The organism is Blastococcus sp. HT6-30, from assembly GCF_039729015.1.
In the GTDB taxonomy this organism is placed as follows: Bacteria; Actinomycetota; Actinomycetes; order Mycobacteriales; family Geodermatophilaceae; genus Blastococcus.
This window is the reverse complement of record NZ_CP155792.1, coordinates 2,589,385-2,606,460: the sequence shown is the minus strand read 5'-3', so window position 1 is coordinate 2,606,460 and position 17,076 is coordinate 2,589,385. Positions and strand designations below refer to the sequence as shown.

13 protein-coding genes are annotated in these 17,076 nt (G+C 75.3%); 8 read left to right on the top strand and 5 right to left on the bottom strand.

The window, feature by feature from the left end; all coding sequences use genetic code 11:
- Positions 1–28: 28 nt before the first annotated feature.
- Complete coding sequence (locus tag ABC795_RS12535; RefSeq protein ID WP_347057523.1) at positions 29–1,966, bottom strand: S9 family peptidase; 1,938 nt, start codon at positions 1,964–1,966, stop codon at positions 29–31.
- Between the two features lie 89 nt (positions 1,967–2,055).
- On the opposite strand from ABC795_RS12535, the gene ABC795_RS12530 reads away from it, so the two are divergent.
- From ABC795_RS12530 to ABC795_RS12505, 6 genes are all read left to right on the top strand, one after another.
- Entirely contained in the window at positions 2,056–4,563 is a 2,508-nt protein-coding gene (locus tag ABC795_RS12530) for a DNA translocase FtsK 4TM domain-containing protein (protein WP_347057522.1), read from the top strand.
- A gap of 85 nt (positions 4,564–4,648) precedes the next feature.
- Complete coding sequence (gene rimO, locus ABC795_RS12525) at positions 4,649–6,103, top strand: 30S ribosomal protein S12 methylthiotransferase RimO (protein WP_347057521.1); 1,455 nt, start codon at positions 4,649–4,651, stop codon at positions 6,101–6,103.
- Between the two features lie 5 nt (positions 6,104–6,108).
- Positions 6,109–6,774, top strand: a complete 666-nt coding sequence (gene pgsA, locus ABC795_RS12520; protein WP_347057520.1) for a CDP-diacylglycerol--glycerol-3-phosphate 3-phosphatidyltransferase — start codon at positions 6,109–6,111, stop codon at positions 6,772–6,774.
- Positions 6,775–6,778: 4 nt separating this feature from the next.
- Positions 6,779–7,318, top strand: coding sequence for a nicotinamide-nucleotide amidohydrolase family protein (locus ABC795_RS12515; protein WP_347057519.1), 540 nt, complete (start codon positions 6,779–6,781; stop codon positions 7,316–7,318).
- Positions 7,319–7,424: 106 nt separating this feature from the next.
- Entirely contained in the window at positions 7,425–7,814 is a 390-nt protein-coding gene (locus ABC795_RS12510) for a helix-turn-helix transcriptional regulator (RefSeq protein WP_347057518.1), read from the top strand.
- Positions 7,811–8,332, top strand: a complete 522-nt coding sequence (locus ABC795_RS12505; protein ID WP_347060718.1) for a helix-turn-helix domain-containing protein — start codon at positions 7,811–7,813, stop codon at positions 8,330–8,332. Before ABC795_RS12510 ends, ABC795_RS12505 begins: the two co-directional genes overlap by 4 nt.
- Before the next feature lie 5 nt (positions 8,333–8,337).
- On the opposite strand, the gene ABC795_RS12500 is transcribed toward ABC795_RS12505, so the two are convergent.
- Complete coding sequence (locus ABC795_RS12500) at positions 8,338–8,805, bottom strand: GNAT family N-acetyltransferase (RefSeq protein ID WP_347057517.1); 468 nt, start codon at positions 8,803–8,805, stop codon at positions 8,338–8,340.
- 17 nt (positions 8,806–8,822) lie between these two features.
- The gene (locus ABC795_RS12495; protein WP_347057516.1) at positions 8,823–9,836 is read right to left on the bottom strand and encodes a PfkB family carbohydrate kinase; all 1,014 of its coding nucleotides are present in this window, start codon (positions 9,834–9,836) and stop codon (positions 8,823–8,825) included.
- A gap of 124 nt (positions 9,837–9,960) precedes the next feature.
- On the opposite strand from ABC795_RS12495, the gene ABC795_RS12490 reads away from it, so the two are divergent.
- Positions 9,961–10,797 (top strand): PspA/IM30 family protein, encoded by an 837-nt coding sequence (locus ABC795_RS12490; protein ID WP_347057515.1) that lies wholly within the window; start codon positions 9,961–9,963, stop codon positions 10,795–10,797.
- Between the two features lie 92 nt (positions 10,798–10,889).
- On the opposite strand, the gene ABC795_RS12485 is transcribed toward ABC795_RS12490, so the two are convergent.
- On the bottom strand, positions 10,890–11,747 hold the full coding sequence (locus ABC795_RS12485; RefSeq protein ID WP_347057514.1) for a DNA-formamidopyrimidine glycosylase family protein: 858 nt from the start codon (positions 11,745–11,747) through the stop codon (positions 10,890–10,892).
- Positions 11,748–11,844: 97 nt separating this feature from the next.
- On the opposite strand from ABC795_RS12485, the gene ABC795_RS12480 reads away from it, so the two are divergent.
- Positions 11,845–12,432: an antibiotic biosynthesis monooxygenase gene (locus ABC795_RS12480; RefSeq protein WP_347057513.1), complete on the top strand. Its 588-nt coding sequence runs from the start codon at positions 11,845–11,847 to the stop codon at positions 12,430–12,432.
- Positions 12,433–12,448: 16 nt separating this feature from the next.
- Here the strand turns inward: ABC795_RS12480 and ABC795_RS12475 are convergent, their stop codons facing one another.
- The gene (locus ABC795_RS12475; RefSeq protein ID WP_347057512.1) at positions 12,449–17,050 is read right to left on the bottom strand and encodes an ATP-dependent helicase; all 4,602 of its coding nucleotides are present in this window, start codon (positions 17,048–17,050) and stop codon (positions 12,449–12,451) included.
- Between the last annotated feature and the right edge of the window lie 26 nt (positions 17,051–17,076).

Genomic DNA, 17,076 nt, shown 5'->3' with positions numbered 1-17,076 from the left:
GGAACGCACCCTCGAGGCACAGTGCCCCCTACCGGATGAGCTCGATCGGCGTGATCCCTTCGTCCTCCGGCAGGTCGAAGCCCCACACCTGGGCGTAGAAGGACAGCTCGCCGTCCAGGGCCGCCCTGATGTTCTCCGCCTTGCGGAAGCCGTGCTGCTCACCCGCGAAGAGCAGGTAGGCGTGCGGCACGCCGTTCGCCCGCAGGGCCGCCACGATGGCCTCCGCCTGCGACGGCGGTACGACGGCGTCCTCATCGCCCTGGAAGACCGCCAGCGGGGTGTCGAGGGTGTCGACGTGGTTGACCGGCGACCGCTCGGCGTAGACGGCGGCGCCCTCGGGCCAGGGTGCGATCAGTCCGTCGAGGTAGCGGGACTCGAACTTGTGCGTCTCGGCCGCGAGCGCGGCGAGGTCGGCGACTCCGAAGTGGCTGGCGCCGGCGGTGAAGACGCCGGGGCGCATGGCCAGGGCGGCGAGGGTGGTGTACCCGCCGGCCGAGCCGCCGCGGATCGCCATGCGGGCCGGGTCGACCCGGCCGGCGTCGGCGAGGGAGCGGGCGCAGGCGACCACGTCGTCGAGGTCGACCACGCCCCACCGCCCCTGCAGGGCGTCGCGGTAGCGGCGGCCGTAGCCGGTGGAGCCGCGGTAGTCGACGTGCGCCACGCAGAACCCGCGGGAGGTCAAGTACTGGATCTCCAGGTTCAGCACGCGGCTGTGGCTGGACGTCGGCCCGCCGTGGACCATGACCACCAGCGGTGGCAGGTCCCCGTCGGGGGCGGTCGTCTCGGGGTTCGTCGGCGGGTAGACGACGGCGTGCGCCACCGGGATGCCGGTGCCGTCGTCGGGCGTCGCGAAGGCGCGGAACTCGGGCCGGGGGAACCACGCCGGGTCCAGCCCGAGGTCACGCGCGGGGCGCAGCACCTCGGCGTCGCCGCCGTCGGTGGGGGCGCGCAGCACCACCGGCTCGGCCGCCGGTCCGCCGGCCGCGCACACGACCGACGTGCCCTGCGCGCGGAGGTACGCGAACGAGGCGTAGGGGACGTCCAGCTCGCGCGGCGCGCCGTCGGCGGCGAGGACGGCGAGCCGGTCCACCCCGTCCCGGCCGTAGGCCAGGACGATCCGCCCGTCGTCGAGCAGGGCGAACCGGCTGGCGCCGAACCGCCACTGCGGGCCCGCGATGTCGGTGCCCACGTCGAGGACCAGCTCGGTGTCGCCCCTCGGACGCCATCGGTACAGCGACCAGACGTCGGTGCGGTCGCAGAGGAACCACAAGGTGCCGTCGGGCGCCCACACCGGCTGGACCACGGACTCTCCCGGGCCGCCGGCGACGACCGTCTCGGCGCCGGTGGCGTCGCGGACCACCAGTTGCGCGGCGTCCCACGGCATGGCGGGGTGGTCCCACTGCAGCCAGGCCAGCGCGGACCCGTCGGGGGAGCGGCGCGGGTCGGAGACGAAGTCCGGCCCGGAGACCAGCACCTCGGTGTCGCCGTCCGCCGCGATCCGGACGATCTCGTTGACGACGTCGGCCGCGGCGCCCGACGCGGCATGCGTCTCCCGGACCGCGAGCAGCCCCGCGGGTCCGGCCTCCAGGTCTGCGTACCGGACCCCGGCGGGCAGCGCCGGCTCCGGGGTGACGGCGACGGGGGCGTCCGCCCCTGCGTCCAGCCGGTACAGCCGCTGGTCCGAGAAGTGGGTGAACCACAGCGTGCCGCCCGAGACGGTCCAGGCGCCCCCGCCGTACTCGTGCACCCGGGTCCGCGCGTTCCAGGGGGCGGGCAGCGCGTCGGCCACCGTGCCGTCGCCGGACCGCCGCACGATCGCCGACCGGCCGCCCTCGTCGGGCCGCGCCTCGGACCACCAGACGTCGTCGCCGTCGACGAGGACCTCGCCCAGGGCTGCCGCGGTGCGGACCACCAGCTCGGAGGTGATGGGGGTGGGCCAGCTGCCGGAGGGGAGCGGGGTGCTCATGCCTGTGACGTTATGAGATGGGCCGCGGGCGCGGGACACGACGCCCGGCCTGCCCGGCCGGGACCGTCCTCGGGATTACGGTCTGACGCATGCCTGCCCGCACCACGTCGAACCGTCGGCCGGCCGCGACCCGCAGCCGATCGGGTTCGACGGCGGCGAGCAAGAAGGGGCCCGCCGCCAAGCGGGCCCCCAGCCGGCGCCCGCCGGCCAAGAAGAAGCCGTCGTCGGGTCCGTCGCTGTGGCGGATCGCCAGCGGCGGCTGGAACCTGCTGGCCCGCGGCGCCGGCGGGCTCGCCCGCTCGGTCGCCCGGCCCGAGGAGGCCGAGCCGCTCGCGCCGGAGCACCGGCGCGACGGGGTCGGGCTGGCGGTGCTCGGCCTCGCGATCGTGCTGGGGGCCGCCGCCTGGGGCAACGGCATCGGACCGGTCGGTGCCGGGCTGACCGACGCGGTGCGCTGGGTCATCGGCTCCCTGGTCATGGCGCTGCCCGTCGTCCTGTTCTTCGCGGCCCTGCGACTGCTGCGCCGCGGGCCCCGCCCCGAAGCGCGTGGCCGCCTGGTCATCGGCTGGTTGTGCACGGTCGCCTCCGTGCTCGCCATCGCGCACATCGTCGGCACGCCGGCCGATCCACAGGCCGGCCGGCCCGGCTCCGGGGGACTCGTCGGCTGGGCCGTCGGCACGCCGCTGACCGCCGGGGTGGGCGCGGTGGTCACCGTCGTCCTCCTCGTGCTGCTGGCCTTCTTCGGGCTGCTGGTCATCACCGCCACGCCGGTGCACCAGATCCCCGAGCGGCTGCGGGAGTTCACCGACCGGCTGCTAGGCCGGGACGAGTACGACGAGGACGGGTACGGCGACCACGACGACGAGGAGCCCGAGGAGGCGCCGGTCAGCCGCCGGTCGCGCCGACGTTCCGTGTCCGAGGACCTGCTCACCACCGGCCCGATCGACCACGCCGCGTACGCCGACGCCCCCGAGGCCACCCGCACCACCGACCCGGAGCACACCGTGCTGGCGCCCCCGCCGCCGGTGCCGGCCGCGCGGCCGTCGGTCGTCGACCGCACCTCCCCGCCGGAGGAGCTCCCGCCGATCACCGAGCCGGAGCAGCTGTCGATCCAGCCGGTCGAGGGCGACTACGTGCTGCCGGCGCTGTCGACCCTGCGCCCCGGCGACCCGCCGCGCGCCCGCTCGAAGGCCAACGACGTCGCGATCGCCGCGATCAGCGGTGTCCTGGAGCAGTTCAGCATCGACGCCGCCGTCACCGGCTTCACCCGTGGCCCGACGGTCACCCGCTACGAGGTCGAGCTCGGCCAGGGCGTGAAGGTCGAGAAGATCACCGCGCTGACCCGCAACATGGCCTACGCGGTGGCCAACGACAACATCCGCATCCTGGCGCCGATCCCCGGCAAGTCCGCCGTCGGCATCGAGGTGCCCAACACCGACCGCGAGAAGGTCAGCCTCGGCGACGTGCTGCGCTCGCAGGCGGCCAAGCAGGACCCGCACCCGATGCTGGTCGGCCTCGGCAAGGACATCGAGGGCGGGTTCGTCTGCGCCAACCTGGCGAAGATGCCGCACCTGCTGGTCGCCGGTGCCACCGGTGCCGGCAAGTCCAGCTGCGTCAACTCGATCCTGACCTCGCTGCTGCTGCGGGCGACGCCGGACCAGCTCCGGATGATCCTGGTCGACCCGAAGATGGTCGAGCTGACGCCCTACGACGGCATCCCGCACCTGATCACGCCGATCATCACCGACCCCAAGAAGGCCGCCACCGCGCTGGCCTGGCTGGTCGAGGAGATGGAGCAGCGCTACCAGGACATGAAGTCCACCGGCGTCCGGCACATCGACGACTTCAACCGCAAGGTCGAGAAGGGTGAGATCACCGCGCCGCCCGGCAGCGAGCGGGTCTACCGGCCCTACCCGTACATCCTGGCGATCGTCGACGAGCTCGCCGATCTGATGATGGTCGCGCCGCGGGACGTCGAGGAGCACATCGTCCGGATCACCCAGAAGGCCCGTGCCGCCGGCATCCACCTGATCCTGGCCACGCAGCGCCCCTCGGTCGACGTCGTCACCGGCCTGATCAAGGCGAACGTGCCGTCGCGGCTGGCCTTCTCGACCTCCAGCCTCACCGACAGCCGGGTCATCCTCGACCAGCCGGGCGCGGAGAAGCTCATCGGCATGGGTGACGCCCTGTTCATGCCCATCGGCGCCGGCAAGCCGATGCGCGTCCAGGGCGCCTTCGTCACCGACGCCGAGATCGAGGCCGTCGTCGAGTTCACCAAGCGGCAGGCCGAGCCGGAGTACCGCGAGGAGGTCTTCTCCGCGGGCAGCGCCGGTGAGAAGAAGGAGATCGACGAGGACATCGGCGGTGACCTGGACCTGCTGGTGCAGGCGGTCGAGCTGATCGTCACCAGCCAGTTCGGGTCGACGTCGATGCTGCAGCGCAAGCTACGGGTCGGGTTCGCGAAGGCCGGGCGGCTCATGGATCTCATGGAGAGCCGAGGCATCGTCGGCCCCTCCGAGGGCTCCAAGGCCCGCGACGTCCTGGTCAAGCCCGACGAGCTCGAGGCCACGCTGTTCACCCTGCGTGGCGGAACGTGACGATCTGGAACGGCCCTCGTGCAGGGTCCCGGCCCGAGCGTGCGAGGGTCGGGGGGCACGAGGGTCCTTCGCCTACGATGGCCGGGTGACAGCCGCGCCCAGCTCTGCCCGGACCGTGGCCGTGGTGACGCTCGGCTGCGCACGCAACGAGGTCGACTCGGAAGAGCTGGCCGGCCGGCTGGCCGCGGAGGGCTACCAGCTCGTCGAGGACGCCGAAGGTGCCGACGCGGTCCTGGTCAACACCTGCGGGTTCATCGAGACCGCCAAGAAGGACTCCGTCGACGCGATCCTCGCCGCGACCGACTCCGGTGCCTCCGTGGTCGCCGTCGGCTGCATGGCCGAGCGCTACGGCTCCGAGCTCGCCGGTGCGCTGCCGGAGGCCACCGTGCTGGGCTTCGACGACTACTCGGCGATCGGGGACCGTCTCGACGACGTCCTCGCCGGCCGTCCCCTCGCGCCGCACACCCCGCGCGACCGCCGCACGCTGCTGCCGATCAGCCCGGTCGAGCGGTCGGCGGTCCTCGCCGGCGCAGGCGGCCGGGTGGACGACGCCGCGCCGGCTCTCCCCGGGCACGACTGGCTGCGCCGCCGCCGGCTCGCCTCGGGTCCGTCCGCGGCGCTGAAGCTCGCATCGGGCTGCGACCGGCGCTGCGCGTTCTGCGCCATCCCGACCTTCCGCGGCGCGTTCGTCTCGCGTCCGCCCGCCGAGGTGCTCTCCGAGGCGCACTGGCTGGCCTCCCAGGGCGTCACCGAGCTGGTGCTGGTCAGCGAGAACTCGACGTCCTACGGCAAGGACCTCGGCGACCTGCGGTCCCTGGAGAAGCTGCTGCCCCAGCTGGCGGCGGTCGAGGGCATCGTCCGGGTGCGGGTGGCCTACCTGCAGCCGGCCGAGCTGCGCCCGGGTCTGCTGGAGGTGATCGCCGGCACCGGCGGCGTCGCGCCGTACTTCGACCTGTCGTTCCAGCACTCCTCGCCGACCCTGCTGAGGCGCATGCGCCGGTTCGGTGGCACCGACGACTTCCTGCGCACCATCGAGCGGGCCCGTAGCCTGGCGCCCGGCGCCGGTTTCCGCACCAACGTCATCCTCGGCTTCCCGGGGGAGACCGAGGAGGACGTCGCGGAGCTCGAGCGCTTCCTCACCGAGGGCCGCCTCGACGCGGTCGGTGTGTTCGGCTACTCCGACGAGGAGGGCACCGAGGCGATGCGGCTGGACGGAAAGCTGGACCAGGCCGAGATCGACGCACGCGTCCGGCGGATCACCGACCTGGTCGAGGAGCTGACGGCCCAGCGCGCCGAGGACCGGATCGGCGAGCAGGTCGAGGTGCTGCTCACCGAGGACCTCTCCGCCACCGACGGCCCCGGCACCTGGCGCGGGCACGCCGGCCACCAGGACCCGGACGCCGACGGCACCACCACGGTGACCGGCGTCCCGGACGGTGCGGTCGCCGGGCAGCTGGTGACCGCCCAGGTGGTCGGCACCGAGGGCGTCGACCTGGTCGCCGCCGTCCCCGCGGCCGCCGTCCCCGCGGCCGGGCGGTGACCCAGGTGACCGACGCCGCCCCCGACCCGGCAGCCACGCCTCCGCGGTCGGTGCGGCTGGTCAACCTGCCCAATGCCCTCACGGTGCTGCGGCTGGCGGTCGTCCCCGTCTTCGCCGTCCTGCTGCTGCGGGACGACAGCCTCGACGACACCAGCCGCTACTGGGCGACGCTGGTCTTCGGTCTGGCGATCCTCACCGACCGCTACGACGGGATGATCGCCCGGCGGACCGGTCAGGTCACCGAGTTCGGCACGCTCGCCGACCCCATCGCCGACAAGGCGCTCACCGGCACGGCGCTCATCGGGCTGTCGGTGCTGGCGCTGCTGCCGTGGTGGGTGACGGCGGTGATCCTGGTGCGCGAGGTGGGGGTGACCCTGCTGCGGCTGTGGGTCATCCGGCACGGCGTCATCGCGGCCAGCCGGGGCGGCAAGGCCAAGACCGTGCTCCAGTCGCTGGCGATCGCGCTGTACATCCTGCCGCTGACCGGGGCCCTGGCCACCACCCGCTGGTGGGTGATGGCCGCCGCCGTGGTGCTGACCGTGCTCACCGGGCTGGACTACGTCTACCGGGCGGTCACCCTCCGCCAGACCAGCGCCCGCGCCATGCGGGCCGCCACCGCGCGACGGGCGGCGGGGCCGAGCACCGGCACCCGCACCGACACCGCCGCCTGAACCGATGAGCACGCCGGCCGACCGGACCGCGCTCGAATCGCTCGCGGCCGAGGTGCACCGGGCGCTGCTGACGCGCGGGGTGACCGTCGCCGCGGCGGAGTCGCTCACCGCCGGCCTGTTCTGCGCCACCCTCGCCTCGGTCCCGGGCGCGAGCGCCACGCTGCGCGGGGGAGCCGTCGTCTACGCCACCGACCTCAAGACCGCCCTCGCCGGGGTGTCGGCCGACCTGCTGGCCGCGCACGGGCCGGTCAGCCGGCAGACGGCCGCCGCGCTCGCCGAGGGGATCCGCGAGCGGTGCGCGGCCGGCTGGGGCGTCGGCCTCACCGGCGTCGCCGGCCCCGACCCGGTGGACGGGCACCGCCCGGGGCGGGTCTACCTGGGGCTCAGCGACGGCGAGCGCACCGACGTGGCCGAGCTCGACCTGCCCGGGGACCGCGCGGCCGTGCGCGGCGCCGCGGTCGCCAGCGCGTTCGCCGCCCTGCTGGACCGGCTGCGCGACCCCACCAGCGGGAACGACACCCCGGCAGCGGGCGTTACGCCATGAGCGGACTCGGCCCCGTCGGTGGGCTGACGGCGCACGCGCCGCGTACCGTGAGCGCACGGTGCCTGACGGCACCGCCGCTTCCCCGCTCGCAGGACAGGAGACGGCCATGATGCTGCTGCGCACCCAGCTCGGGAACACGCTGCGCGGCCACCGGCTGCGTCAGCACCGCACGTTGCGCGACGTCTCCGGTGCCGCCCGGGTCAGCCTGGGCTACCTCTCCGAGGTGGAGCGCGGGCAGAAGGAGGCCTCCTCCGAGCTGCTCGCCTCCATCTGCGAGGCCCTCGAGGTGGAGCTGGCCGACCTGCTCGCCGAGGTGAGCCTCGAGCTGCGCGGCGCGGCCGCCGGCGGTGGGGTCCACCCGATCGCCGCCTCCGGCGAGGTCGCCGCCGTCCCCGCGGGGGGCGATGCCGCCGCCGAGCCCGCGCTGGCGCTCGTCGGCGCCGCGCAGCAGGGCCGCACCGCCCGGCGGCGCGACACCGTCTCGCTGGCCGCCTGACCACCGGCGGGCGCACCCGGGGCGTCGTCAACCGCACCCGGGCGGGGCTGCTCGACGGTGCCGCCCGCGCCTTCGCCGACCACGGTCCCCGCCGCAGCACCATGCAGTCGGTGGCCGCCGCCGCGGGGGTCGCCAAGGCCACGCTCTACAACCACTTCCGGAGCAAGGACGAGGTGGCGCGTGCCCTGCTGGGCCCCGAGCTGCAGCGGCTCACCGACCTGGCCGAAGCCCTCCCCGTTCCCGTGGCCCTCGCCGCACTCGCCGACGAACTCGCCACCCACCCGGTGCTGCGCAGGATGGCGACCACCGAGCCGGAGGGCCTGATCGCGCTGCTGACCCCCGACGCCAGCGGCTGGGCGGAGCTCACCGGGCGGCTGGCCGCTGCGCTGCACGTCGGTGGCGACGGCGCGGAACTGGCTGCCCGGTGGCTGCTGGGCGTGGTGCTCCAGCCCGGGCCGACGACGCAGCGGCGGCGGCACGCCGTGCTCGTGGCGCAGCTCCTGCAGCCCGCGGGCTGAACCGCTCAGCGCACGGGAAGGCCGCGGGTGAAGACCACCCGGTCGTCGCCGGGCCCGCCGTGCCCCGGGGACGGAGCTCCGGCGGCTCCGAGACGCGCGGCCAGCGCAGCGGCGCCCGCGTCACCGGGAAGGGCCACGGCCTGCACGGCCCGCGCCCCGACGCCGACGGCGAGGTCGGTGAACCGCTGGAGCAGCCGGGTCGCGACGCCGCTGCCCCGCCGTCCGGGGTGCACGGCGACGGCCTGGACGACGGCGAGCCGGTCGGCGCTCACCACGCCCAGCAGGTAGCCGGCGTCCTCGTCCTCAGGCGTGAGCGCGGCGGCGCCGAAGCCGCCGAGCTGGTGGAAGAAGACCGGGTCGTGCAGGGCCACCACCGCGTCGTCGGCCAGCGGGGACCCGGCCCAGAACTCGGCGCGGCGGGCCAGCAGCCGGCCGCGCAGCGCCCCGGCGGAGAGCTCCTCGAAGCCGACCACACGGAGACCGTCGCCGGTCACCGGCGGTCCCGGGCGGCGGCCAGCTCGTCGCGCGTCGGGGGATCGGCGCCCACGCGGGTGCAGTTCAGCGCCGCGACCAGCGCCGCGTCGTCGACCAGGGCCAGCAGCTCCTCGTCGGGCAGCTCCGCCAGCGAACGCCGGGTGGTGGTGCCGGTGGCCAGCAGTCCGGTGAGCAGGCCGGCCGCCAGCGAGTCGCCGGCGCCGACGGTGTCGACGACGTCGACGCGCGGGCTCTCCCGGTGGAGCACGGGCCGGCCGGGGCGCGCGATCCGCAGCGGTGCGCCGCCGTCGGTCAGGACGACGAGGGCCGGGCCCCGCTGCGCCCAGCGGTGTGCCGCGTCGTCGAGGTCCGTGGTCTCCGGCTCCAGCCAGGCGAGGTCCTCGGCGCTGACCTTCACCAGGTCCGCACGGGACACCAGCTCGTCCAACCGCCGGGTGACCGACGGCCGGTCGTTGCCGAGGCTGCCGCCGACCGGGCCCTCGGCCAGCATCGGGCGGATGTTCGGGTCGACGCTGATCAGCGCCTCCCCCGAGAGCCGCTCGACCAACCGGGCGATGGCGCCGCTGCCGGGCTCGGTCCAACTGGAGATCGAGCCCACGTGCAGGGCGCCCACGGAACCGGGGAGGGCCCGCGCCAGCTCGTCGTCGGTCCACTGCCAGTCCGCGGCGCCCAGCACGTGGAAGCCGTAGTCGGGGGAGCCGTCGCCACCCAGGCCGACGACCGCCACGCTGACCGGCTCCGCGGCCTCGACGAAGGCCGCGGTGTCCACGCCGGACAGCTCGGCGTGCCGGCGCAGGTGCCCGGCCAGCGGCCCGGTGCCCAGCCGGGCCAGCAGCCGGACGGGGGCGCCGAGCCGGCCGGCGGCGACGGCGACGTTGAGGGCGTTGCCGCCGGGCCGGGCGACGTAGTGCGGCGCGGTCCCCTCCGGGCCCGCGCCGGTTTCGGGAACGGGCAGCAGGTCGACGACCAGCTCACCGAGGACGCAGAGGATCGGACCGGCGGGCTGCACGTCGGAAACCCTAGCCGCGCGGCCCGGTGCCGCGCCCGCGTTGGCTCCCGACGGTGATCACCTGGGACGATGCTGGGTGACGAGCATCGCCGGGCCGGCTTCCACGCCGGAGCAGGAGGACCCCATGCCCAATCCGTTCGTGAAGCTGTGGAAGTACCTCACCGCGTCGGCCAACGCCCAGATCGACCAGCGGGCGGATCCGAAGATCCAGATCGCGCAGGCCATCGAGGCCGAGCAGCAGCGCCACCAGTCGCTGGCCAACCAGGCCGCCGCCGTCCTGGGCAACCAGCGGCAGCTGGAGATGCGGCTCAACCGGCAGCTGTCCGAGGTGGAGAAGCTGCAGGCCTCCGCCCGTCAGGCACTGGTCCTCGCCGACCAGACGCGGGGCAAGGGGGACGCGGCCAAGGCCGCCGAGTACGAGCAGGCCGCCCAGGCGTTCGCCACCCAGCTGGTGGCCGCCGAGCAGTCGATGGAGGACCTCAAGCGCAGCCACGACGAGGCACTGCAGGCCGCCGAGCAGGCCCGTGGCGCCGTGGAGCAGTCCCGCATGCGGCTGCAGACGACGCTGGCCGAGCGGACCAAGCTGATGAGCCAGCTCGAGCAGGCCAAGATGCAGGAGCACGTCGCCGACTCCCTGCGCCAGGTCAACGAGCTCTCCGCGCCGGGCAACACGCCGTCGTTGTCGGAGGTCCGCGACAAGATCGAGGCCCGGTACGCCAACGCGCTCGGCCAGGCCGAGCTGGCGCAGACCTCCGTGGAGGGCCGGATGCTCGAGGTGCAGAAGGCGACGCTCGACGTCGCCGGCGCCTCCCGCCTGGACCAGATCCGCGCCTCCTTGGGCGGGAACGCACCGGCCGTCGAGGGCACGTCCGCCGCCGGCGCGATCGAGCAGGGCACGTCTCTTCCCGACTCGGCCGAGCAGCGCCAGGCCCAGTCGGCCGACCGGCCCCAGGCGCAGTAGCAGGAGGCCCGTCCCCCGCAGGCTCCCGCCGAGCCGCTGAGCGAGGGCGGTCCTGCCCCCACCGTGCGCGCACGGTGGGGGCAGGACCGTTCTCAGCGGGGTGTGGCGACGGGGCGCGGCCGGCCGGGCTCCCCGGTCCGCGCCTGCGGGTCGACGGGGGACCGGGCCGCCTGGCAGCGCGGGCACCAGCAGGTCACCCGCTCCTGCAGGTGCGGCCCCTGGTCACCCATGAGGATCGGTGTCCGGCATCGCCGGCACGGCTTGCCCGTGCGCCCGTACACCCAGTGGTCGGAACCGCGGCGCAGATCGCCCGTGGTGCTCTGCTCCGGGTGCCCGAGGTTGGCGCGCATCAGCCGCTGCGCCCGCTCCACCAAAGGTGCCAGGCGCTCGTCGACGTCGGCCACGCGCGCCCACGGGTGCACCCCGGCGAGGAACAGCGACTCCACCTTGTAGAGGTTGCCGATCCCCGCGAGGTTGCGCTGGTCAAGGATCGCCACGCCCACCTGCTCGTCGGGGTGGCCCCGCAGCCGGCGCAACGCCTCCTCCAGGTCCCAGTCCGGGCCGAGGATGTCCGGGCCGAGGTGCCCGACGAGCCGGTCCTCCTCCGACGTCGGCACGAACTCGACGTCGTGCAACCGGTAGCCGACGCACTCCCACTCGTCGGTGGCCAGGACGATCCGGACGTCGTGGGCGGGGCCTCCGCGCCACCGGGTCCCGGGACGGTAGATGTGCCAGCTCCCGTCCATCCGGAAGTGGGTGCGCAGCGTGCGGCCGTCGGCCAGCCGGAGCAGCAGGTGCTTGCCGCGGGGCACGACCTCGGTGACGGTTGCGCCGGTGAGATCCAGGGCGGCCAGCTGGGGGAGCCGGAACTCACCGCGGCGCAGCGTCGCTCCGGCCAGCGCCGTGCGCATGCGCTCGGCCGCCAGCCAGACGGTGTCTCCCTCGGGCACGCGTCCCATGATCCCTGTTCGCGGGCGGCCCTGCTCCCACGGTGTGAGGCCACTGACATGCGGGAAGCGGTGGCCGTCGGGGCGCGCTGCACCCGGCGTGCAGGTCACCGAACGCTTCCGGACCCGACTCGTCGGTGGCGCCGCGCCCGCCGCCCCGGCCCCCGAGCCCGTGACGGTCACGGTCGCGCGCGTGGTGCGGCCCGAGCGGCAAGACGCCTTCGAGCGGTGGGCCGCCGACGTCCAGCGGCTCGCCGCCTCGTTCCCCGGGCACCTCGGCTCGACGCTGCTCCGGCCCGGTCCGGCCAGCGACGAGTACCACCTGGTCTACCGGTTCCGCGATGGTGAGTCACTGGCCGGCTGGGAGCGCTCGGGCGAGCGGCGCGAAGCGCTGGACCGGGTCCAGCAGCTCGTCGAGGACGAGCGGATCTCCCGGGCCGTCGGCCTGGAGACCTTCTTCGCGGTGCCTGCGAGACCGGGGCCGGCCTGGCGCAGCTGGCTGCTGACCGTCGCCGTCGTCCTGCTGTTCACCTCGAGCTTCCAGGTGCTCGCCCTTCCGCTGGTGGACGGCTGGCCCTGGCCCCTGCGGTTGCTGCTGTCGGCGGCCTACGTCGTGACGGCGCTGCGGCTGCTCATGCCGCGGCTGAGTCGGTGGCTCGGTCGCTGGCTGCAGGGCTCCCGCCGCTGACCGACGCAGGCCGGCGTCAGCCGCGGATCCGGAGCCCCCGGGGAGTGGCGGCGAAGCCGGCGGCCTGGAGGGCCTGGGACAGCGGCGTGGACTCGTGCACCGAGGCGCCGTCGGCCTTCTGCACCACCATCCGGCCCAGTGCTCCCGCGGACACCGCGCCCGACAGCGCCGTCGCCGCCTCCTTGAGCACCTGCTCGTCCTCGGTCCAGGACAGCAGCGTCTTCCCACCCCGCTCGACGTAGAGCACCAGCTCGCCGTCCACGAGGACGACCAGCGCGCCCGCCTTCCGGCCGGCCCGGTGCCCCGCCTTCCGCGTCGGGCCGGTGCCCTCACCGAGGTCCACCGCCGCACCGTCGGCGGCGACCGGGCGGTCGGGCCAGGGCAGGGCCGCGCCATAGACGTTCGCCGGGTCGGTGGCCGCGAGGACGACGGCCCCCGCCGGCACGCGGTCGGGGGAGGCGAAGCTGCGCAACCGGTCGACCGAGCCGGGCGTGCCGAACTGCGCTGCACCCAGCGTCTCCACGAAGTAGCCCCGCCGGGCCCGGCCGTTGTCCTCGAACGCCCGCAGCACCGGGTAGACGGCGGAGAAACCCCCGGTCACCTGCTCGGCCATCACCGCGCCGCGGGTGAGGACCCCGTGCCGCTCCAGGAGGGCCTCGGCCCGCGCGGTTCCCCTCCGGGTGGCGTTGGGCTCCCGCTCGGGCAGCCGGGACCACCGGCCGGCGACGGTGGGCGGGCCGGTGCGGCTGGGCATGGCCGGGCGACCCAGCCGGGTGCGGCCGGCGCGGGCCCGGTCCAGGCGCACCCGCGGGGGCGCCGCCGGCTTGCGGTGCGTGCCGCCCCCGGCCAGCCGGGTGCGCAGCGGCGCGAGCGTGTCGTTGGTGAGCGCCCCGGCCCAGACCAGGTCCCAGACCAGGTCGGCCAGCGCGCCGTCGTCGGAGGCGCCGACGGCGTCGGAGAGCCCACGGAAGAACATCGCCTGACCGCCGGCGAGCAGGTCCAGCAGCGGCTGCCCCTCGGCTGCGGCCTCCAGCTGCTCGGGCAGCAGCAGCGGCGCCAGATCGGCCGGGACCAGGCTGATCCACCCGTCGCCGCCGGGGAGACCGCCGGCACCGGCCCACAGCACCTCACCGGCGCTGGTCAGCTCGTCGAGCATGGCGGGGGAGTAGTCGCGCACCCGGGCCGGCAGCACCAGCGACTCCAGGGCGCTGGCCGGCACCAGGGCACCGGCCAGCTGCTCCACGACGGCGAGGACGCCGTCGGCGCCGCGCAGCCGGCTGCCCACCGACTGCCAGGACGGGGTGAACCGGGCCAGCGTGCCGATCGGCACCGGCTCCACCTCCTGGCGCAGCCGGGCGAGGCTGCGCCGCCGGATCGAGCGGAGCACGTCGGCGTCGCACCACTCCTGGCCGGTCCCGCCGGGGCGGAACTCACCCGGGACCAGCCGGCCGGTGCCGGTGAGCCGCTGGACCGTCGCCGTCACCACGGCGACGCCCAGCCCGAGCCGGGCGGCCACCTCGCCGGGCTGGAACGGCCCGTGGGTGCGGGCGTAGCGGCCGATCAGGTCGCCCAGGGGGTCGGCGACGGGTTCGGTGAAGACCTCCGGGACCCCGACCGGCAGCGCGGTGCCGAGGGCATCGCGAAGCCGGCCGGCGTCCTCGATGGCGACGTACCGCTCCTCACCGGCGATGCGCACCAGCAGCGCGCGGCGGCCCGCGACGAGCTCGTCCAGCCACTCCTGCGGCACACCCCGCCGCCCGGCCTCGGCGGCGGTGAGGTCGCCGACGACGCGCAGCAGGTCGCCGCCGCTGTCGACGTCCCGCGGGTGCCGCTGCTGGGGGAGCCGCTGCAGCTCCGCCTCGATCTCGGCCATCGCCTCGGCGTCGAGCAACTCGCGCAGCTCCGAGCGGCCGAGCAGCTCGGCGAGCAGGCCGGTGTCGAGCGCGAGCGCCTGCGCCCGGCGCTCGGCCAGCGGGGCGTCGCCCTCGTAGAGGAACTGGCCGACGTAGCCGAACAGCAGCGACTGGGCGAACGGCGACGCCGTCTCGGTCTGGACGTCGACCACGCGCACCCGCCGGGCACGGACGTCACGCATCAGCTCGACCAGCCCCGGCACGTCGTAGACGTCCTGGAGCACCTCGCGGGCCGCTTCGAGGGTGATCGGGAAGGAGGAGAACTCGCTGGCCACCGAGAGCAGCTGGGCCGCCCGCTGACGCTGCTGCCAGAGCGGCGTGCGGCGGCGCGGGTCGCGCCGGGGCAGGAGCAGCGCACGGGCGGCGCACTCGCGGAAGCGGCTGGCGAACAGCGCCGAGCTGCCCACCTCCGTGGTCACCTCGCGCTCGACGTCGTCGGGATCGAGGACGGCGAGGTCGGCCTCGGGCGGCTCGCCGGTGGTCTCGGGCAGCCGCAGCACGATGCCGTCGTCGGAGTGCATGGCCGACACGTCGACGCCGTAGCGCTCGCGCAGCCGGGCCGCGAGGACCAGCGCCCAGGGTGCGTTCACCTGCGCACCGAAGGGGGAGTGCACGACCAGCCGCCAGTCGCCCAGCTCGTCGCGGAACCGCTCGACCAGCAGGGTGCGGTCATCGGGCAGGTGCCCGGTCGCGGCCTTCTGCTCGGCCAGGTACGCGGCGAGGTTGGCCGCCCCGAACTCGTCGAGCCCGGCCGCGCGGGCCCGCTCCAGGCCGGCCTCCGGCGTCGCGGAGCCCACCTCGCGGAGGAAGGCGCCCAGCGCCCGGCCGAGCTCCAGGGGGCGGCCGGGCGCGTCGCCGTGCCAGAACGGCATCTTCCCGGCCTGCCCCGGTGCCGGGGTGACCAGCACCCGGTCGTGGGTGATGTCCTCGATCCGCCACGACGACGAGCCGAGCAGGAAGACGTCGCCCACCCGGGACTCGTAGACCATCTCTTCGTCCAGCTCTCCGACCCGGCGCCCGCCGGTGCCCTCCCCGCCGACGAGGAAGACGCCGAACAGGCCGCGGTCGGGGATCGTGCCGCCGCTGGTGACCGCCAGCCGCTGGGCACCGGCGCGCGCGGTGAGGGTGTCGGTGACGCGGTCCCAGGTGAGGCGCGGGCGCAGCTCGGCGAAAGCGTCGGAGGGGTAGCGCCCGGCCAGCATGTCGAGGACGGCGTGCAGCGCCGACTCGGGCAGCGAGGCGAAGGCCGCCGAACGGCGGACCAGCGCCCCCACTTCGTCGACGGTGCGCGGCCGCTCGGAGACGACCGCGACGATCTGCTGGGCGAGCACGTCGAGCGGGTTGCGCAGGTAGCGGATCGACTCGATGGCGCCGGCCTTCATCCGCTCGGCGACCAGCGCGCACTGCACGAGGTCGCCGCGGAACTTGGGGAAGAGCACGCCGCGGCTGACCGCGCCCACCTGGTGCCCGGCCCGGCCGACCCGCTGCAGGCCGCTGGCGACCGTGGGCGGGGCCTCCACCTGGACGACGAGGTCGACCGCGCCCATGTCGATGCCCAGCTCCAGGCTCGAGGTGGCGACGACGGCGGGGAGCCGGCCGGACTTCAGCGCCTCCTCGACGACGGCCCGCTGCTCCCGGGACACCGACCCGTGGTGGGCCGCCGCGACCGGCTGCACGCCCTCCGGCACGCCACCGCCGGAGCCGGCCTGCGCCATGAGCGCCGCCGCGTTCGTGCCCGGCGGCACGGTCTCACCGGTGGCGCGCTCGTAGGCCAGCTCGTTGAGCCGGCTGGTCAGCCGTTCGGCCAGGCGCCGCGAGTTGGCGAACACGATCGTGCTGCGGTGGGCCTGCACGAGGTCGAGCACCCGCTCCTCGACCGCCGGCCAGATGGAGTTGCGCGGCTGGTGGCCGGCCGCCGACCCCTCGAGCTCGCCGGTCGGCTGGCCCAGCTCGCTCATGTCCTCGATCGGCACGACGACCGAGAGGTCCCACTGCTTGGTCGAGCCGGGGGACACCACCTGCACCGGCCGGCCGCCGGCCAGGAAGGTGGCGACCTCCTCGATCGGGCGCACGGTGGCCGACAGGCCGATGCGCTGCGCCGGCCGCTCGAGCAGTTCGTCGAGCCGGTCGAGGCTGACGGCGAGGTGGGCGCCGCGCTTGGAGTCGGTGACCGCGTGCACCTCGTCGACGATCACCGTCTCGACCCCGCGCAGCGCCTCGCGGGCGGCGCTGGTGAGCAGGAGGAACAGCGACTCGGGAGTGGTGATGAGGATGTCCGGCGGACGGCGGGCGAACGCGCGCCGCTCGTCGGCCGGGGTGTCGCCGGAACGGATGCCGACCTTGATCTCCGGCCGCGGCAGCCTCAGCCGCGCGGCCGCCTGGCCGATGCCGGCCAGCGGAGCGCGTAGGTTGCGCTCGACGTCGACCGCCAGTGCCTTGAGCGGCGAGACGTAGAGGACCCGGCACCGGGTCCGCTCGTCGGTGGGCGGGGTGGCGGCCAGCCGGTCGAGCGACCAGAGGAACGCCGCGAGGGTCTTGCCCGAGCCGGTCGGAGCCACCACCAGCGCGTGCTCGCCGCTGCTGATCGCCTGCCAGGCGCCGTCCTGGGCGGCGGTGGGCCGCTCGAAGGCGCCGGTGAACCAAGCCCTGGTGGGCTCGGAGAACCGGGCCAGGGCGCCGGGCTCGGGGATCGGACGGGCGGGCACGCGCTCAGTCTCCCCGGCGTGTACGA